Here is a 17,643-nt window from a genome sequence, read left to right as displayed (position 1 = left end):
GATGTCGTCGGCGGGCCCGTAGGCGTGCTCGAGTTGCGACCAGTCGGTCGGGGGGTGCGTCATGGAGCGGCACTCTGCACCGCCGGTGTGACATCACTCCGGGGGCGGGTACGCGTCCAGCCGTCCGCACATCCCGAACTTCCCCTGCACCGACGGCTGTTCGGACCGTACGACGGCGTCGGCAAGGTGGGAGACGTCCCCGTCCGCGAGCCGGTCGAGCTGCTCACCCGTGGCCTGCGCCGCCGCCCGCGCACCGCGGTGCCAGCGCTCGCGCCACTCGGTCAGCTTGGGCCGTACGAGCGCGCCGGCGGCCCGGTGGAAGGCGGCGAGCCCCTCGGGGGCCTCACGCAGGGCCCGGTAGCCCTCCAGCGCGAGGTCGCGCCGGGCGCGGGCGATCCGGGCCTGCTCCTCCTCCGGGGCGTCGGCCGGGATCGCGGTCGCCGCGGCGTACGTCGCGGGGTCGGCGAGGTACTGCGGGGGCAGGGTGAGCACCGCGTCGCCCGCCTCCGGCAGCCCGCTGTTCTGCATCAGCACCGTAATGCGCAGGTCGCCCTCGTTGACCAGCCGGTGGATGGTGCCCGGCGTGAACCAGGCGACCGTGCCGGGCGCCAGGGGCGTCACCTCGTACCCGGACGCCGTCAGGGTCTGCACGGCGCCGCGCCCACCCGTGACCACGTACCCCTCCGAACAGGCCAGGTGCATATGGGGAGTTCCGCCATGCAGGCCGTCGGCTGCGGGCCAGTCGTACACGCACAGGTGCGAGACGGCGACCCCGCCGGGCAGCCCCCGGTACGCGTTCACCACGGGTGCGTCTCCAGGTACTTGGCGATCTCCTCCCGCTCCCAGGCCCCGTCGGCCACGACCACCCGGTAACGACGGGTGAGCGTGTCGCCGGGAGCCAGCACGAGTTCCTCGAAGAAGGCCCAGGAGGGCGCGATCCCCGCGAAGGGCTCGTTACGGACGAACCAGTGGGCGGGGTGGGCGCCGTGGGTGCCGGAGTGGTCGTTCCCGGGGGCGTGCTCGAAGACGACGGTGGCGTGACCGTCGGCGCCGTCGTGCTCGCCGGAGAGCGCGAGCCAGGAGCTCTGCGAGGCCATCAGCCCGGGCCCCTCTCCCTCGGGGCCGATGATCCGGCCGTCCCGGAAGGCGCGCGGGCCGCGCCAGAACAGGCCCGTGTAGCCGGCCAGCTCGCGCCCTGCGGTGGTCGGGCTGCCGAAGCGGAGCGGCTCGTCGCGGCGGTTGGTGACGGCGCTGGTCCAGGTCAGCGCCCAGGAACCGGCGTCCGGGTCGACGTCGTGCACCTCGATCCGGCGCGCCTCGTCCGCCCACAGCTCGCCGCTGTACGGGTGCCAGGTCAGCCGCTCGGAGATCACAACGCGACCGCCGACGGCGGACACCTCGTCGAAGCCGACGTGCGCCATCGACCCCACGCGCTCGGGGAGGGCGAGATACCCCTCACCGTGGACGTACGAATTGCCGCCCCACAGGTTGGCGCCCGAGAGGTGAGAGGCGGTCAGCGACAGACCCTTGTGCCAGCGGTGGTCGTTGGGCCGGTAGTCCGTGACGAGGTCGCCCCGAAGCGTCCGCAGCGGGTGGAGGTACGGCCTCGGCGCCTCCCAGGCCGCCTCGGGCCGGTAGACGTAGGCGAGCAGTTCGACGCCGGTGACCGGGTCGGTCACCGTGAGGCGGTCGCCGTGGGCGTGGACGAGACGCAGGTCGCCGCTCATGGGGACACCTCCGCGTCGACCGTGCCCGGGCTCGGGTTCAGGTTCGGGTTCGGGTTCGGAGCCCAGCCGGGGGCGCCGCCGTGCAGGGCCGTGTAGTACGGGTCGCCGGGTCCGACCTCGCCCCGCTTCACCGTCGCGTCCGTGAACGCCGACTTGTACAGCGCGGTGATCAGCTCCAGGCTGGTGCGGCCGTCCACGCCGCTGCTGCGCGGCCGCACGCCGGCCCGCATGCTCGCGACCAGCTCGCGCAGCTGCGCCAGGTGCGAGCTGGGGACGTCCGCGCCGAAGTCCTGCCAGGCCGCGGCCTGCTCGCCGGGGACGTCGGGGGCGGGGGTGATGCGCCAGTCGGCGTTGGAGTGGCCGTAGAGGTGGGTGAGTTCGACGGTGGCGCGCTCGCAGTCGATACGGATGCGGCTGACCTCGTCGGGGCTCAGGACGCTGTTGACGACCGTGGCCATGGCCCCGCTCTCGAAACGGACCAGCGCGGTGGAGACGTCCTCCGTCTCCACGTCGTGCACGAGCCGGCCGGCCATGGCCCGCACCTCGCTCCACGGACCGAGGAGGTCCAGCAGCAGGTCCATCTGATGGATGCCGTGGCCCATGGCGGGGCCGCCGCCCTCGGTCTGCCAGCGGCCGCGCCAGGGCACGGCGTAGTAGGCGGTGTCGCGGTACCAGGTGGTCTGGCAGTGCGCGACGAGCGGCCGCCCGAGAGCCTGCTCGGCGAGCAGCCGCCGCACGTGCCGCGACCCGGATCCGAAGCGGTGCTGGAAGACGATCGAGGCGTACGGGCCGCCGCTCCGCGCCCCCTCCTCCGCTTCTACGGCGTCGTAGTCGGCGAGGGTCGGCACCGGCGGCTTCTCGCACCACACCCAGGCGCCGGCCCGCAGCGCGGCCACGCTCTGCTCGCGGTGCAGGGTCGGCGGGGTGCAGATGGTCACCAGGTCGGGGCGCTGCTCGGCCAGCATCCGCTCCAGATCGGTGTAGCCGTGCGGAACGCCGCCCTGCGCGCAGAACGTCTCGACGGCACCGGCATCGATGTCGACAGCCGCCACGACCTCGATCTCGCCCTCGGCGGCGAGCTGCTGGAGGGCGGGCAGATGGGAGCCGCGACCGATGGCGCCGGTACCGATGACGGCAGCCCGGATACGGCGCCCGGCGAGCGGCGCGGGCAGCGGAGCGGACGGCCGACTGGATGGGGACATGGGCGTGATCAGCACTCCTCCGACGAACGGCCACAAGACCGGACGGGCCAGCAACCAAGCAGAAAGCCTGCAGCACGCACACGCAGCAAGCGCTTTCCCTGAGCAGCAACGTATGCGGCGGCCGGGCAGCCGGTCAACCATGCGGGGTGTCGGACGTGCGGGCGCGTGCCGGTCGGGGCGGGAGGCGGGTGTCGTCGGCGTCAGGGGTGGCGGGGCACCTGCCAAACCCCTGTGCCGGGACCGCTGTCGCGGACCGCTAGGCTTCCCTCGGCACACACTTGATCACCTGATCACTTCGCGCGGCGGGCCTGCCGTCGCCGTCGCCCTCCCCGATCGGCACTTGGACTCCGTAACCTCATGTCTTGGTTTGAATCCCTCATCCTCGGACTCGTCCAGGGGCTGACCGAGTTCCTCCCCGTCTCCTCCAGCGCGCATCTGCGGCTGACCGCGGCGTTCTCCGGGTGGAAGGACCCGGGCGCCGCCTTCACGGCGATCACGCAGATCGGCACGGAGGCAGCGGTGCTGATCTACTTCCGCAAGGACATCGGCCGGATCATCTCGGCATGGAGCCGGTCACTGTTCAACAAGACGATGCGCAAGGACCACGACGCCCAGATGGGCTGGCTGGTGATCGTCGGCTCGATTCCGATCGGCGTGCTGGGCGTGACGTTGAAGGACCAGATCGAGGGCCCCTTCCGTGACCTGCGGATCACGGCGACCATGCTCGTCGTCATCGGCATCGTGATCGGCGTCGCCGACCGGCTCGCGGCCCGCGACGAGACCGGTGGAAAGCACCGCGCGCCCAAGCAGCGCAAGACCCTGGAGAACCTGGGCGTCAAGGACGGCCTGATCTTCGGCCTCTGCCAGGCCTGCGCCCTCATCCCGGGCGTCTCGCGCTCCGGCGCCACCATCAGCGGCGGCCTGTTCATGGGCTACAAGCGCGAGGCCGCGGCCCGTTACTCCTTCCTGCTGGCCATTCCGGCCGTACTCGCCTCCGGGGTCTTCGAGACGAAGGACGCCCTCGAGGGCGGTCACGTGGCATGGGGGCCGACGATGTTCGCGACGGTGATCGCCTTCGCGTCGGGATACGCCGTCATCGCCTGGTTCATGAAGTTCATCAGCACCAAGTCGTTCATGCCGTTCGTGTACTACCGCGTCGTCCTCGGCATCGTCATCATCGCCCTGGTGACGACGGGCGCGCTCAGCCCGCACGCGGCGGAGTCCGCGGGCTGACCCCTTCATCACCCACCCTGCTCGCCGCTCCCCGCCACTGCCCACCCGCTGCCCACCGCTGCTCGCCGGCGAGCCGTCCGGGTTGATCGATCAGCCGTGACCAACCCCATATCCGCGCGCGTAGCCGTCCGGTAGCGCACTGTCAGTGCTTCCGCCTAGGCTTGCCGCATGTCCCCCAATTCTGTGACCTCTGGTTCCGTGCGGTCTGCAGCCGAGTTAAACGAGCGGATCCGGGCCCTCTGGCGGCGCGCGGGCGGCTCGCTGTCCGCCCAGGAGCGGGCGGAGTACGAGCTGCTCGTGGTGGAGTGGGCCGCGGCGATCCGCGGCGAGGTGGTCACGGCGGCCTGAGACCCGCCCACCGCCCACGGTCCGTGAGCGGCGACGGGTCTGGGCAGGTTCGGCCACTCGTCCTGTCGGCCACTCGTCGTGTCGGCCACCCGTCCTGTCGGCTACTCGCTCTCCTCGGCCAGGAAGGTGGTCAGGCTGTCGAGGAGCATCGTGCTGCCCTGCTCGGCCATGGCGCGTTCCTCGGCGGTGTCGCAGGTCTGGTGGAGCCCGATCCGCGTGTGGCGATCGTCCTGTTCGTCGAGTTCCATGGTCATGGCCGCAGGCGCGGACTTGCCGGGTACGTCCATGCCGACCACCAGGCGACGGTACTCGTCGACCTCGAGATAGGAGCCGGTCAGCGGGACCTGCTCGCCGTCCGGCGTGGCCACCGTGGCCTTCCACGCTCCGCCCGGCCGTACGTCCATCTCGACGGAACCGGCGACGGCGTAGGCCCACCGGGCGTACTGCTCCGGGGTGGTCCATGCCTGCCACACCTTCGCCACGGGGGCGGACAGGGTTCGGGTGAGGTGGTAGGAGAAGCCGTTGGCCGGGGCGGACTGCTCGGTGCTCATGGTTCGTCTCCTTGTGCGGATGCCTGCTCGGAAAGGTCGCCTGATAGACACCCGGGGACGCGGAAACTCATCGCTGCGGCCCGCCCCCACAGGTGGGCCGGCCCAGCGTGCCGAGGACGGCGGCTGACGGCCGCCGCCCTCGACCGGGCACCGTCAGGGATTTTCGATGGTGATGAAGGGGTCCCACTGGAAATACCCCTTCAACTGCCGATGGCGGTCCAGGATCTGGAAGTAGAAGTGGTACACGACCTTGCCGGGCTTTTTGACGGTCGCCCGCCAGTAATGATCCTGGTAGTTCTGCGTCACGAATTCCGGCCTGCCCTCACTCCCCTCCTTCGGAATCGGAAAGATGCCGTCGATCACCTCGATTTCCGGCGTCCTGATGAGCTGGTGTTCCGGGTCGCTGCTGACGTACCTGTACAGCAGTGCCTTGTAGTCGCTGCTGAGCGACAGCGTCGTCTCCCGCCACCTGATGCTGTCCCCGGGTTCGGCCAGGAGGTTCAGCTCGGCCCCCGACGTACCGACAATGTGATCGTGTCGCGTCGTCATGTAGATCAGGCTTTCGTCGACGTACGTCGGTGCTTCGGGGTTCCTCGACGCGTTGGGATTCCGCTCGACGATCGTGGCCGCGTCGAACGCGATCAGGACGTTGAGATCAGCCATTTCCTGTCCCTTCCGAATACGAGAATTTCCTGGGTTTCCGGTTCAGGCCGTCGCGGAGGGCTTCGGCACCTTGTAGGCCATCGCCCGCGGGTAGTCGTGCCGGCGCAGGCGGACGCGGACCAGCAGTGGTCCGGCGTTGACCGGGTCGTTCGGGTCGGTGAGGCGCGCCAGCAGGTCGTCCAGCTCGAAGGCGTGCGTGATGCTGATCCCGTTCGCCGGGGTGTTCCTGCCGGCGAAGACGTCCGCGAGGCGGTCGTAGTGCCACGGGTGCAGGACGTTGTAGAAGTCAGCGCCCTCCGGGTCCGCGGAGCCCGGCTCGGAGTAGTAGGACGGGTGCACCAGCATCTGCTCGATCCCGTAGAAGTGTCCGTTGTCCATGACGAACACCACCGACCGGAGCCCGAGCCTGGTGTGGGTGGAGATCTCCTGGCAGGTTTCCTGGAAGGCGCCGTCGCCGACGAACACCATCGGGCGGGCGCGCCCGCGTTCGGGGGCGAGCGCGGCGCCGGTGGCCGCACCCACCGACCAGCCGATGGACAGCCAGCTGACCTGTGACAGGAACCCGCCCGCGGGCAGCGCCAGGTTCATCGAGCCGATGAGGGAGAACGCGGCATCGGAGACGACCGTCCACTCCTCCTCGGTCTCCTGGCCCAGGAAGTGGTTGATCCGGTCGAACGCGCCGTCGTAGGTGAGCTGTTGGCGGTCGGCGTGCCGGGACCGCGAGCCGCTGGTGCGCAGGGAGGCGCGATGGTGTCGCAAGGCGGCGGGGCGGCCGCCGAGCGGTCCATGATGGGCGTGGGCCTCGGCGTAGTAGTCGGCGGCCGGGCCTCCGCAGCCGTACGCCTTCACCAGGGCGTCCTGGAGGGCGGGCAACAGCTGTGCGAGCTGGACGTCGGGGAAGTAGGAGGTGCCGACGCTGACGCCGCCCTGCGCGGCCATCACCCAGTCGCCGCCGACGCACTGCTCGCCGCCGAGGTTCTTCGACGTGGACCAGGCACCGAGCCCGATCCGGCAGGTGGCCCAGTCCTTGAACATCCGGTACACGTCCGGATGACTGGCGTGGCCGTTGTAGACGCCGTGGAACTGCGGCAGGTCCTCGTCGACGACGGCCTTCGCGCCGACGGTGGTGCAGAACGGCACTCCGGTGGCCTCGACCAGGTCGGTGAGCCGGCCGCCGAGGCGGAGCCGGTCGATCTCCTCGCCGGCCCACACGATCGGGCGGGGCCTGCCGTCCGGTCCTGGATGCTCCTCGACCAGGGTGAGGATCGCGTTCACGGCCTGGTCGAGCATGGCCTGGTTGCGTGCGCTGAACGGCCGTTCGTGACGGACGATCGGCTCCTCGGGCCCGGGGCAGGGCTCGTCCCACAGGTCCTCCATGACCTCCAGGTAGACGGGCCTGCGCTCGGAGAGGCACGCGGTGAGCGCGGCGTCGATCTGAGCGGCGGCCAGGCCCGGGTTGGAGATGACCTGCGCGTCCACGGTGACCTGCCGGTAGACGTCCAGGTTGCTCTCCGGACGGGGGCTCATGTGTGAGGTGAGCATGCCCAGAGCGCGGTAGTTCTGCCACTGCTCGTACGGCGGGGAGGCATTGACGGCGATGAGCGGGACCTGCTCGACGTAGGCGCCGCCGCAGGCGTTGAGCAGGTTGAACGCGCCGACGCTGTACGTGACCGCGGCCGCGCCGACGCCGTGGATGCGGGCGTAGGCGTCGGCGGCCTGGCCCGCGCCGCCCTCGGTGGGGGTGCCGACCCACTCGATGTCGCCCTCGGCCCGCAGGGTCGTCAGAAACGGGCCGAGGTGGTTGCCGGGGACGCCGAACAGATGGGTGATGCCCAACTCGGCCAGCCGCAGGGCGAGATAGCGGGCGACCGTGCACTCGGGGGTGATCGCGGTCATGAACAGTCCTCCACGTTCGGGCCCGGGGTGGTGACCGGCGGAGCCTGGTGTACGGCGACGGCGGCGCGGACGGCGCTCTCCAGGGCGCCCTCGATCCAGGCGTGCTTGAGGGAGGTGTGCTCTCCGGCGGAGTGCACCGCACGGAAGGTCTTGATACGTCCGCCGACGCGGCCGGCGTTGGCCTCCAGGACGGTGACGTCGTGACCGGCGTCCTTGAGCAGGCGGCCGGCGACGAGGCCGGTGATGCCGGCGCCGATGAAGAGGATCTTCTTGCGCGGGTGGGGGGTGGAGCCGAGATGGCCCGTGTCGATGAGGGCGTGGAGCTGGCCGAGGTTGAGGTCCTTGTCGTCCGGCCCGACGAGGAGGAGTTCACGGGCGAGCCCGAGGCACGTCTGCCAGCGCGCACGGGTCGCGGAGTTGTCCCGTGGAATGTCGGTCATAGCTTGCGATCGTAGATATGGAGAAACGATTTCCTGGTTCCTTCGACGGATAAAGTCCTAAAAACACCGATCGCACCGCCTGGCGGAATTTTGACTTGCCCGACTTTCCCTTGCAAGAACCGAAGATTCGCCAGGGACGGAAGGGAAAGGGGAGTTATTCCGACAGACGATTCGCTCGCGGAACAACGAAATCCGGCACGGAACACTGGAATCCAGAACCCTCGATGACGACGGTTCCACCGACCGACCGGGACGAGGGGGAACAGAGAGGACGGGGAGGACGGCACACTCCGGCCAGTATTCGCCGCCCCACGCGCCGGGACCGTCCAGTGCGGGCCCCGAACGTTTACGCGGAACCCTGCAAGCAATTCGAAAACCCTGGCGAGTTACTGTGCTAGGGCAAGCATTCCGCGGCGCGCCTGCGGGCTCGGGAAGCGCCCGTCCCAGGCGCACGAGCGGAGACAGAGCAGCGCGAGCAACAGGATGTCGGCGTCCCGCCACGGCTACAGCGGGGGAATCGGACGGCCCGGGGACCCCTTGGATTGCCGGCAACGAGCCCCGGCCCCCGGCGCCCCACAGGCCCCCGGACTCCGGACTCCGGGGAGCGCTTCGGTCCGCGGCGGCTGCGGGCCCCCTCATCGACACAGGTGGGCAAGGACTTCGTCACCGGCGGGACAGGGGCGTTCCTGGGGCAGGAGACGGGCGGCGGAGCCCAGGTCACCGCTGCTCACAAGGGCGTGGATCTCATGGACGAGCGGGGTGACGTCGCGGCTTGATCCATGCCAAGCCTCGCTGTGTCGCTGACCGACCATAAGTCGTGTGCCGTTCAAGCCAGGGCCGTTAGGCTGCGACGCCATGGGCACGGACATCTATGGCGGGATCGAGTTTCGTCATCCTTATGCCGGCACCGACGACTACGACGGCGAGCCATGGGTGACCGCCATGGATCTGTGGCCGTTGTACGACGAGACCGACTACAGGGCTTTCGGTCTTCTCTTCGGAGTGCGCAACTACGCGGGCTTCCCACCGCTTGCACCCGGCCGTGGTCTGCCCGATGACCTGTCGAGCGGTATGCGCTCACAGTTGGGCTCCTGGGTTGCCCTGGGCGAGATGGACAGCGCAAGTTGGGTCAACTGGGGGGAATTGGCTTCCATCGATCCCGCAGCCGGGCCTGAGAACTTCGTTGGCCGAGTGACCTGGCACAAGAAGTCGCTGCCGTCGACACGGTATGGCCAGCTTGTATCCCATCAGTGGCCGTCGGAGGTCCTGTCCGTGGTGGGCGTGCCACCTGTGGACCGGCGCAGCACCTCAGAACGTGTCGAGTGGACCATCGACGATTTGGTCTGCGCCTACGAACCTCTGAACATGGGAGCCGTCTTGGGTCCGGAGACTCACTGGCCGCATGTCTTCGCTGTGATGAAGGCTCTGGCCGGCCGCTTCGGTGACGATGGCGTCCGCCTGGTCGTGGCATTCGACTGACGGCGCAGACCTCGGAACCGTCCCCTCGATCAGTGGCGGGCCAGCCCTGCCCCCCTGGCAAACCGCCCGTTGAGGTCCGTGAACGCGGCTCGATGGCTCATGTCAAGCCGCGGTCACAGCCCTTTCAGGTTGCGGTGCACACTGCGAGATCGGTGCTGACGCACGCGACCGTTCCGGCGCTACGACCTGGCACGGCCTGGTTACCCTCCAGTCACGTTGACCTGCGGGGATGGGCCGACCGTACTTCCATTGACGCGTGGATATGCGAGACGGTGATTGCTGGCTAGAGTCGTCTCGTTACAACTGGTTGTGGGGACAACCATGGTGCCTTTCGGCTGCCAACGTCCTGGGGAGGGCCTGCAGCACATGAGTCGTCGCTCTACTGGCTTTGTCGGTGTCTGGGCTGATATGCAGCGGCAACAGCAGCGCCAGATGGAAGCCGAAGCCAGACAGCGGAGACAGCAAGAACAGCAAGCGCGGGCCTACCAGCGGCGAGCCGCCCAGAGCCACCGCGAGTACCGGCAAACCGAGGCTCTACGGCGCACGGAGGAGTTGGACGCGCAGGTCGCATCCTTGCAAGGTCTTCTTGCCTCGGGTTGCCAGGCGCCGGCCTTCAAGGCCTCCTCCCTCATGCGACCTGAGGAGGTGCAGCCCTTCGCTCCCGGACCGTTGGCGCAGCCGGTACCCATGCCCGATTTCAGTCACTACCAGACCCAGAGCGGTTGGACGGCAAGTCGCCGGGCCCAGGCTCAGGCTGAAGCACGAGTGCGCTTCGAGCGGGACTGGCAGGCCGCCCAAGCCGCGGAGGCCCAGCGACAGCAACAGCTGGCGTCGTACCAGCGGGAGTACCAGCACTGGGTCGATACTCAGCTGGCTGATGTACGGCGGCACAACGCGGGCGTCGTCGCGACAACCGAAGGGGTGAGGCGCCGGGATCCCGATTCCGTGATCGAGTACTTCTCCGCAGCTCTCTACGCCTCGACGGCATGGCCGGAAGGCTTCCCCCGTCAGGTGGCAGCAGCCTACGACCCGCAGGCCCGGCAATTGGTCCTGGACTGGGAGTTGCCCGCTTACAGCATCGTGCCGGAGGTCAAGGCCGTTCGGTACATGTCCGGGGTCGACCAGGACAAGGAAACTCCGCGCCCGGTGAGCCAGCGCCGTGCTCTGTACAGGGAGGTCCTGGCTCAGTGCATGCTGCTTGTTCTCCATGAGCTGTTCGCCGCGGATGAGCTGGGTGCGCTTGAGTCGGTGACCTTGAACGGGTTCGTCGATGGGCATGACCCCACGACAGGCCGACCTGGCGAGATCTTCCTCGCAACTGTCATGGCCTCGCGCTCTTCGTTCCGCAACTTGCACCTGGCGCAGGTGGACGCAGGTAGTTGCCTGGCTGACGCACTGCGCGGACAGCTCTCGGCCCGGCCGGATCAGCTCACACCGGTACGGCCGAGCAGGCGGCCTCAGGATATTGGGAACCGTGTGGTCTCCCACGGCGGCGATGAGGAACCGGACCTCTTGGCCATGGACCCGATCGCATTCGAGAATCTCGTTGCCGATCTCTTCCGGGCCATGGGGATGCAGGCGGTGACCACCCAACGCTCCAACGATGGCGGCGTGGACGTCGACGCACTGGATCCGACACCGATCCGGGGCGGCAAGATCGTCGTCCAGGTGAAGCGCTATCGCAACACGGTGCCGCCCACCGCTGTGCGTGACTTGTACGGAACCGTGCAGGACGCCGGCGCCAACAAGGGCGTCCTTGTGACGACGTCAGGGTTCGGTCCCGGCTCACACACTTTCGCCAACGGCAAGCCGCTCGAACTCATCTCGGGCGCCGAGCTTGTGGACCTGTTGCATCGTCATGGGCTGCGTGGGCAGCTTGGTGGAGGTGGCCGACCAGTCCCGGCAGAGCCGACGCCCTCAGTGCCAGACGCTCGGCTGCCGGACGATTACAACGTCTTGGGCATGTCGTGGACCGGAAGTGTCGCCCTCGACGTCTGCGCTCTCGTGTGCCATGGCAACCGGATCCTCAGCGACGATCACTTCGTCTTCTTCAACAATCCGCAAACGCCGGATGGCTCAGTGCGCGCTCTCCCCGCCACTGCGCCTGACAAGGCCGCGATCTGTGTTTCCTTCGACGGGTTGCCCGATGAAGCCGACCGGTTCGTACTCGTGGCAGCCATTGACCCGGAGGTCAACCCGGACGCCGACCTCTCTGGCTTCACAGACGCGTTCATCCGCCTGCTCGACCCGGAGCTGGCCGAGATGGGACGACTTGAGGTCTCAGACGGCCGGTCGCAGGAAACCGCCTTGGTACTCGGCTCCTTCCGCCGAAGGACGAACGGAGACTGGGACTTCGTGCTGGGCGGCAAGGGCTACACGGGCGGCTTGGGTGAACTCGTTCAGGACTTCGGCATCGAGGTGGATTGACTTGCTCCTCGGGCTGAAGCCCGAGGATTCTGGCCTTCCGTGACTGGTTGCTGTGCCGCTACGCGGCACGCGGTTCGGTCGGGAATCCGTGGCTTCCTGTTTCTTCGCGCTGTGTCAGAACGGATTCTGGTCTTACCGGCGCTCCGCAGGCCGACACCGCCAGTCCGGCGGCCGTCTTCACGTTGATCGCGGCGTTGGTGTCCCGGTCGTGGACGGCGCCGCAGGCGGTACAGGTCCATTCCCGGACGTTCAGGGGTTTGGGCCCGTCCACGGCGCCGCAGGCAGAGCAGGTCTGGGAGGTCGGCTCAAACCGGCCGATCTTCACCAGCGTCCGGCCGTACCGCTGCGCCTTGTACTCCAGCATGTGCACGAATGACGACCAGCCCGCGTCGTGAACGGACTTGGCCAGCCGGGTACGTGCCAGCGCTTTCACTGCCAGGTCCTCCACGGCGATCCCTTAGGTTCTCGCAGATCAGCTGTGTGGAGAGCTGGTGGTGGAACTCGCGGCGTGCGTCAGCGACCTTGGCGTGGGCGCGGGCGACCTTCAGGCGGGCCTTGGCCCGGTTCTTGGATCCCTTCTGTTTGCGGGACAGCTCCTTGTGGGCCTTCTTCAGTTTCTTCTCCGCGCGCCGCAGGAAGCGCGGGGAGTCGATCTTCGTGCCGTCGGACAGGACGGCGAAGTGGGTGAGGCCGAGGTCGATGCCGATGGTGCGGTCGGTGTCTGGCATTCGCGTCACGTCGGCGGCGGGGTCGGTGTCGATGACGAAGGAGGCGAAGAATCTGCCCGCGGCGTCCTTGACGACGGTGACGGAGGAAGGGGCGGTAGGCAGAGGGCGGGACCACTTCACCTTCACCGCGCCGATCTTCGGCAGGTTCAGACGGCCGCCGGCGGTGATGCTCCAGCGGGCGTTGGCGGTGAACCGGATCGACTGCCGGGCGTCCCTGCGGGACCTTAACCGCGGCGCTCCCAGTCTCGGGCCCTGGCGGACGCCCTTGAGGGAGGCGAAGAAGTTGCGGTAGGCGGTCTCGGCGTCCCGCAGGGACTGCTGGAGCACCACCGCGGACACCTCACCCAGCCAGGACCGCCCGGCCGTCCGCTTCGCCTCGGTGATCAGCTTCCGGGACAGGTCACCGGCCGTCGGGAAGGGCTGCCCGGCCCGACGGGCGTCCTCACGGGCCCGCACGGCGTCGTTGAACACGACACGGGCGCACCCGAACGCCCTGACCAGCGCACCCTGTTGAGTGGCGTCGGGGTACACGCGGAAGCTGTACCGGAGCTGCATGACGATCACACTAGGCACGTCGAACCCGCGTCGTCATCGGGAACGTGTGAACGATCCGTCACCGTCACGAGCCGGTTCCGGCTCCGCCGGACCTGAGTCTGCGACGCTCCGCGTCGCCACTGTCAGATTCGCTTCACCACCGGCCTGAAGGCCGATGCACTGCGAATGAAATCCGGTAGCCCGGCCTGGGGCCAGAGCTGCTGCGCTGAATGAGGGGCCGTGAACCTGACGGGCCACACGCGGCTGATCACGGAACGGACTGAGGGCGTCCTGCCTCGACAGGGATCGCCCTGGTACGGGCGACCACCAATGACCACCATGCATGGATTCGGGCGCCCGAGGACACGGCGTGGCTCCGAAACCTCGGACGCTGCTGTCGCCGACAGGTGCCGTCGCAATGATCGACGGTCGAAAATCGGTGGCAACCCGACCTGGCCGACCTCACGCTGTACGCCATGAAGGAACCGCACCACAGGATCCGCGCGCTTCATACGGCATCCACGATCACCGTCTACCAGGCGTACTCTCCTGAAATCGGACTGCCCGCCATTGGCGACGGCCGCTTTCCGGCCGCGTGGAAGCCTGACCGTATGACGTGGATCAAACCCAGTTTCCTGTGGATGATGTATCGCTCCAACTGGGGCGCGAGCACCGGGCAGGAGACCGTCCTTGCCGTCGAGATCACTCGCGACGGCTTCGACTGGGCGCTGCGCCACTCCTGCCTGTCGAGTTACGTCCCCGGACTGCATCCCGATCGCAGCACCTGGCAGCGTGCCCTCAAGCGCTCACCGGCCCGTGTCCAGTGGGATCCCGAACGCGACCTGCACCTGCGTCCCCTGCCGCACCGCTCGCTGCAACTGGGGCTCTCGGGTGAGGCATCGTCGCGTTACGCGAACGAGTGGATCGTGTCCATCAGTGACGTGACCCCGCTCGCCCATGAGATCCACGCACTCGTCAGCAGCGGTGAACCGGACTCAGCAACCCGGCTGCTCCCCCAGGAACAGGAATACCCCGCCAGTGACGAACTACTGGCCCACCTGCGCCCCTGACCGGCAGTCCGGACCCGACGGCCGGCATCACCCACGGGTCACACCGCAGAGGCTCTACGGGACGGTCGTGCAGGTCGTTCACTGCAGCAGCCTGACCGATCGGTCCGGCGCGGCGGCACCCGATTACGTATCGATCTCCGACCGATGCCGCACAGAGCTTGGCTGAGCAGCCGCCATGCCCAACACTCGGGCCATGACGCAGCGTGTGGAACTCGCTACCGTGCTGGACCGGCTGGCCGTCGACGGGTTGATCACCGACTACGCGGTGGCGGTCGACGACGGCGACTGGACCGCCTATCGGGAACTGTTCACGTCGGACGGGCGGGCGGACTACCGTTCGGCCGGCGGCATCGAGGGGGATGCGGGGAACGTCGCCTCGTGGCTGGCCGAGAGCATGCAGGTGTTCGCGATGCGGCAGCATCTCATCGTCAACCGCCGGGTGCGGTTCGGGATCCTGGAGCAGGACACGGGCGACACGGCCCGGGTGCAGGCCGACTACGTCAACCCGATGCGGTTGGCCACGGACGGTGACGGCGACGGCTCCACGGCCGGCGCGCCCGACTTCGTCTGCGGCGGCCGGTACGCCTTCGGGCTGCTGCGGACGTACGACGGCTGGCGGGTGCGTGACGTGGTCGTACGGGAGAAGTGGCGGCGGCTGCGGGGCTGAGCCGAAACGCGCCCTGTCGTAGATCGTCCGGGGCGCGCACACTGGAGGCACCCAGTGGGCAGGGAGGCGCCTCATGGAGATCCGGGAGAGCCGGATGACGCTCGGCCACTGGCTCACCTCCCCCAAGCGGCGTTCGGCCGTCGCGGCGTTCGCGGGCGCGCTGCCCGTGCTCGCGTTTCCGGCGCCGGCGCTGTGGTGGTGGGCCTATGTCGCGCTGGTCCCCTGGATCCTGCTGGCCCGCTGCGCACCCACGGCGAGGCGGGCGGCGTACGACGGCTGGAGCGGCGGGTTCGGCTTCATGCTGGCCATGCATCACTGGCTGCTGCCGAGCCTGCATGTGTTCACGCTCGTCCTCGCCGCGCTGCTGGGTGCGCTGTGGGCGCCGTGGGCGTGGCTGGTCCGCCGGTTCCTCGCCGACGACACCAGAGGCACCGGAGACGCCGGAAGCACCGGAGGCGCCGAGAGCACCGCCCCGTCCCGCGGGCGGCTGTTCGCCGCGCTTCTCGTGCTGCCCTCGGCGTGGCTGGCCGTGGAACTCGTCCGTTCCTGGCAGGGGCTCGGCGGGCCCTGGGGCATGCTCGGGGCCAGCCAGTGGCAGGTGGAGCCCGCGCTGCGGCTCGCCTCCGTCGGCGGGGTGTGGCTGCTCAGCTTCCTGGTGGTGGCGGTGAACGTCGCGGTCGCCGTCCTCGTCGCCGTTCCGGCGTCCCGGGTGCCGGCCGTCGCCGGTCTCGTCGCCACCGCGGCCGCGGCCTCGGCCGCGTGGATGTGGGCGCCGCGCCCCGACGTCGACGGGCGGGCCCGCATCGCGGTGGTGCAGCCGGGTGTGATCGACGGCCCCGACCGGCGCTTCGACCGCGAGGAGCAGTTGACCCGCCGGCTGGTCGGGCAGGACGTCGATCTGATCGTCTGGGGCGAGAGCAGCGTCGGGTACGACCTCGCCGAGCGGCCGGATCTGGCCAGGCGGATCGCGGCGCTGTCCCGGTCCACCGGCGCCGACATCCTCGTCAACGTCGACGCCCGCCGCTCCGACCGGCCGGGGATCTACAAGAGCTCGATCCTCGTCGGCCCGGACGGCCCGACCGGCGACCGGTACGACAAGATGCGGCTGGTGCCCTTCGGTGAGTACATACCGGCCCGTTCCCTGCTCGGCTGGGCGACCTCCGTCGGCAAGGCGGCCGGCGAGGACCGGCGGCGCGGCACCGAGCAGGTCGTGATGAACGCCGGGCCCGGCCTGCGCGTCGGGCCGATGGTGTGCTTCGAAACGGCCTTCCCCGACATGAGCCGGCACCTCGCCGAGGACGGCGTGGACCTGCTGGTCGCCCAGTCCTCGACCTCCACCTTCCAGCAGAGCTGGGCACCCGACCAGCACGCCTCGCTGGGCGCGCTGCGCGCCGCGGAGACCGGGCGGCCGTTCGTGCACGCCACCCTCACCGGCGTCTCCGCCGTGTACGACGCGAGCGGCCGGCGTCTCGGCTCGTGGCTGGGCACGGAGGCGAGCACGACGGCCGTCTACGACGTCCCGCTCGCCGGCGGCGTCACCCCGTACGTCCGTTACGGCGACTGGCCGGTCCACCTGGCCCTGTTGGTGCTCGCGGCCCTCGGGGTCAGGGAGGGGGCGCGGGCGGTCAGGCTGCGGCGGAGCGGTCCCGCACCGCTCGGATCACCCGCTCGCAGAGTTCGTGAGTCGCCAGCGCATCCCGGGCGCTGAGCACTTTCCCCGCACGTACGGCGTCCAGGAAGGCGAGGACCGCCTGCTCGATGCCGCGCTGGCGGGCCACCGGCACCCAGTCGCCGCGCCGCCGCACGGTCGGCTGCCCCTTGTGGTCGATCACTTCGGCGAGGTTGACGACCTGGCGCTTGGTGTCCTGCCCGGACACCTCCAGGATCTCCTCGTTCGAACCGCTGAGCCGGTTCATCACGCCGAGCGCGGTGAAGCCGTCTCCGGCGAGCTGGAGGACGACGTGGTGCAGCAGTCCGTCCTCGACGCGGGCGCGCACGGTCACGTCGTCGACCGGGCCGGGCACGAGGAAGCGCAGGGTGTCGACGACGTGGATGAAGTCGTCGAGGATCATCGTGCGGGGTTCCTCGGGCAGCCCGATCCGGTTCTTCTGCAGGAGGATCAGCTCGCGCGGATGGTCGGCGCACTGCGCGTAGCCGGGCGCGAGCCGCCGGTTGAAGCCGACGGCGAGGGAAGTGTTCCGCGCTTCCGCGAGCCTCACGAGCCGCTCGGAGTCGGCGAGTTCGTAGGCGAGGGGCTTGTCGACGTATGTGGGGACGTCCGCCTCCAGCAGCCGGGTGACGATCCCGGGGTGAGCGGCGGTGGGCGCGTGCACGAAGGCCGCGTCCAGTCCGACGGCGAGAAGCGCGTCGAGGTCGCCGTGGCGCTGCGAGCGGGGCAGGCGCAGGGTGTCGGCGACCCTGTCGAGGGTGGCCGGGGTGCGGGTCTGCAGGTGGAGCTCGATCCCGGGCAGTGCGCCGAGCACCGGCAGATACGCCTTCTGCGCGATGTCACCGAGCCCGATGCAGCCGACCTTCACGAGCGCTCCCTCACTGCCTGCCCCGCAGGTCACGGCCTGCCCGCCTGCCACTGCCCGACTCACCTGCGCGTGCCTGTGCGTACCTGCACGGCAGCATACGGCCCCTGCTCGTCACCGCGGCAGGCCCGGCAGCGGAAAATC

16 protein-coding genes and 1 pseudogene are annotated in these 17,643 nt (G+C 69.2%); 8 read left to right on the top strand and 9 right to left on the bottom strand.

Annotated elements, in window-relative coordinates; genetic code table 11:
- Positions 1–93: 93 nt before the first annotated feature.
- From B5557_RS37600 to B5557_RS37590, 3 genes are read right to left on the bottom strand one after another with little or no spacing between them, the layout of a single operon-like run.
- Complete coding sequence (locus tag B5557_RS37600) at positions 94–804, bottom strand: cupin domain-containing protein (protein WP_079663676.1); 711 nt, start codon at positions 802–804, stop codon at positions 94–96.
- On the bottom strand, positions 798–1,727 hold the full coding sequence (locus tag B5557_RS37595) for a PmoA family protein (RefSeq protein ID WP_079663675.1): 930 nt from the start codon (positions 1,725–1,727) through the stop codon (positions 798–800). Before B5557_RS37595 ends, B5557_RS37600 begins: the two co-directional genes overlap by 7 nt.
- Positions 1,724–2,929 (bottom strand): Gfo/Idh/MocA family protein, encoded by a 1,206-nt coding sequence (locus B5557_RS37590; RefSeq protein ID WP_107472668.1) that lies wholly within the window; start codon positions 2,927–2,929, stop codon positions 1,724–1,726. Before B5557_RS37590 ends, B5557_RS37595 begins: the two co-directional genes overlap by 4 nt.
- 357 nt (positions 2,930–3,286) lie before the next feature.
- On the opposite strand from B5557_RS37590, the gene B5557_RS37585 reads away from it, so the two are divergent.
- Together B5557_RS37585 and B5557_RS37580 are read left to right on the top strand one after the other, a co-directional pair.
- A complete protein-coding gene (locus B5557_RS37585; protein WP_079663673.1) occupies positions 3,287–4,162 on the top strand; it encodes an undecaprenyl-diphosphate phosphatase in 876 nt (291 codons plus the stop codon).
- A gap of 168 nt (positions 4,163–4,330) precedes the next feature.
- Entirely contained in the window at positions 4,331–4,510 is a 180-nt protein-coding gene (locus B5557_RS37580; RefSeq protein WP_079663672.1) for a hypothetical protein, read from the top strand.
- Between the two features lie 101 nt (positions 4,511–4,611).
- Here B5557_RS37580 and B5557_RS37575 read toward each other — a convergent pair whose 3' ends face one another.
- The 4 genes from B5557_RS37575 to B5557_RS37560 all read right to left on the bottom strand — a co-directional run bounded on the left by B5557_RS37575 (position 4,612) and on the right by B5557_RS37560 (position 8,060).
- Positions 4,612–5,061 (bottom strand): SRPBCC family protein, encoded by a 450-nt coding sequence (locus B5557_RS37575; RefSeq protein WP_079663671.1) that lies wholly within the window; start codon positions 5,059–5,061, stop codon positions 4,612–4,614.
- A 153-nt stretch (positions 5,062–5,214) separates the two neighbouring features.
- The gene (locus tag B5557_RS37570) at positions 5,215–5,724 is read right to left on the bottom strand and encodes an inclusion body family protein (RefSeq protein WP_079663670.1); all 510 of its coding nucleotides are present in this window, start codon (positions 5,722–5,724) and stop codon (positions 5,215–5,217) included.
- Positions 5,725–5,766: 42 nt separating this feature from the next.
- A complete protein-coding gene (locus tag B5557_RS37565; RefSeq protein ID WP_079663669.1) occupies positions 5,767–7,620 on the bottom strand; it encodes a thiamine pyrophosphate-binding protein in 1,854 nt (617 codons plus the stop codon).
- A complete protein-coding gene (locus B5557_RS37560; protein WP_079663668.1) occupies positions 7,617–8,060 on the bottom strand; it encodes an FAD-dependent oxidoreductase in 444 nt (147 codons plus the stop codon). Before B5557_RS37560 ends, B5557_RS37565 begins: the two co-directional genes overlap by 4 nt.
- A gap of 647 nt (positions 8,061–8,707) precedes the next feature.
- On the opposite strand from B5557_RS37560, the gene B5557_RS45790 reads away from it, so the two are divergent.
- From B5557_RS45790 to B5557_RS37545, 3 genes are all read left to right on the top strand, one after another.
- Positions 8,708–8,836: a hypothetical protein gene (locus B5557_RS45790; RefSeq protein WP_269460192.1), complete on the top strand. Its 129-nt coding sequence runs from the start codon at positions 8,708–8,710 to the stop codon at positions 8,834–8,836.
- Positions 8,837–8,915: 79 nt separating this feature from the next.
- Positions 8,916–9,539: a hypothetical protein gene (locus B5557_RS37550; protein ID WP_079663666.1), complete on the top strand. Its 624-nt coding sequence runs from the start codon at positions 8,916–8,918 to the stop codon at positions 9,537–9,539.
- Positions 9,540–9,905: 366 nt separating this feature from the next.
- Complete coding sequence (locus B5557_RS37545; RefSeq protein ID WP_173877780.1) at positions 9,906–11,966, top strand: restriction endonuclease; 2,061 nt, start codon at positions 9,906–9,908, stop codon at positions 11,964–11,966.
- 58 nt (positions 11,967–12,024) lie between these two features.
- Here B5557_RS37545 and B5557_RS37540 read toward each other — a convergent pair.
- Positions 12,025–13,249, bottom strand: a pseudogene (locus B5557_RS37540) (RNA-guided endonuclease InsQ/TnpB family protein).
- A 455-nt stretch (positions 13,250–13,704) separates the two neighbouring features.
- Here B5557_RS37540 and B5557_RS37535 point away from each other — a divergent pair.
- The 3 genes from B5557_RS37535 (at position 13,705) to lnt (ending at position 16,673) form a co-directional block, all read left to right on the top strand.
- Positions 13,705–14,298, top strand: a complete 594-nt coding sequence (locus B5557_RS37535; RefSeq protein WP_079663664.1) for a DUF4291 domain-containing protein — start codon at positions 13,705–13,707, stop codon at positions 14,296–14,298.
- A 193-nt stretch (positions 14,299–14,491) separates the two neighbouring features.
- Positions 14,492–14,965 carry a nuclear transport factor 2 family protein gene (locus B5557_RS37530; protein ID WP_079663663.1) on the top strand — a complete coding sequence of 158 codons (474 nt, stop codon included), beginning with the start codon at positions 14,492–14,494 and terminating at the stop codon, positions 14,963–14,965.
- 73 nt (positions 14,966–15,038) lie between these two features.
- Positions 15,039–16,673, top strand: a complete 1,635-nt coding sequence (lnt, locus tag B5557_RS37525; protein ID WP_443031311.1) for an apolipoprotein N-acyltransferase — start codon at positions 15,039–15,041, stop codon at positions 16,671–16,673.
- Here the strand turns inward: lnt and B5557_RS37520 are convergent.
- On the bottom strand, positions 16,591–17,502 hold the full coding sequence (locus tag B5557_RS37520) for a Gfo/Idh/MocA family protein (RefSeq protein ID WP_079663662.1): 912 nt from the start codon (positions 17,500–17,502) through the stop codon (positions 16,591–16,593). The genes lnt and B5557_RS37520 overlap by 83 nt on opposite strands.
- Between the last annotated feature and the right edge of the window lie 141 nt (positions 17,503–17,643).

The organism is Streptomyces sp. 3214.6, from assembly GCF_900129855.1.
Classification (GTDB): Bacteria; Actinomycetota; Actinomycetes; order Streptomycetales; family Streptomycetaceae; genus Streptomyces; species Streptomyces soliscabiei.
This window is presented reverse-complemented; position numbering and strand designations above follow the sequence as displayed.

Coding starts and splice junctions, on each gene's coding strand:
- B5557_RS37530 (WP_079663663.1), top strand. CDS start 14,492: ATGACGCAGCGTGTGGAACTCGCTACCGTGCTGGACCGGCTGGCCGTC.
- B5557_RS37595 (WP_079663675.1), bottom strand. CDS start 1,727: ATGAGCGGCGACCTGCGTCTCGTCCACGCCCACGGCGACCGCCTCACG.
- B5557_RS37575 (WP_079663671.1), bottom strand. CDS start 5,061: ATGAGCACCGAGCAGTCCGCCCCGGCCAACGGCTTCTCCTACCACCTC.
- B5557_RS37565 (WP_079663669.1), bottom strand. CDS start 7,620: ATGACCGCGATCACCCCCGAGTGCACGGTCGCCCGCTATCTCGCCCTG.
- B5557_RS37550 (WP_079663666.1), top strand. CDS start 8,916: ATGGGCACGGACATCTATGGCGGGATCGAGTTTCGTCATCCTTATGCC.
- lnt (WP_443031311.1), top strand. CDS start 15,039: ATGGAGATCCGGGAGAGCCGGATGACGCTCGGCCACTGGCTCACCTCC.
- B5557_RS37585 (WP_079663673.1), top strand. CDS start 3,287: ATGTCTTGGTTTGAATCCCTCATCCTCGGACTCGTCCAGGGGCTGACC.
- B5557_RS37535 (WP_079663664.1), top strand. CDS start 13,705: ATGAAGGAACCGCACCACAGGATCCGCGCGCTTCATACGGCATCCACG.
- B5557_RS37545 (WP_173877780.1), top strand. CDS start 9,906: ATGAGTCGTCGCTCTACTGGCTTTGTCGGTGTCTGGGCTGATATGCAG.
- B5557_RS37590 (WP_107472668.1), bottom strand. CDS start 2,929: ATGTCCCCATCCAGTCGGCCGTCCGCTCCGCTGCCCGCGCCGCTCGCC.
- B5557_RS37560 (WP_079663668.1), bottom strand. CDS start 8,060: ATGACCGACATTCCACGGGACAACTCCGCGACCCGTGCGCGCTGGCAG.
- B5557_RS37580 (WP_079663672.1), top strand. CDS start 4,331: ATGTCCCCCAATTCTGTGACCTCTGGTTCCGTGCGGTCTGCAGCCGAG.
- B5557_RS37570 (WP_079663670.1), bottom strand. CDS start 5,724: ATGGCTGATCTCAACGTCCTGATCGCGTTCGACGCGGCCACGATCGTC.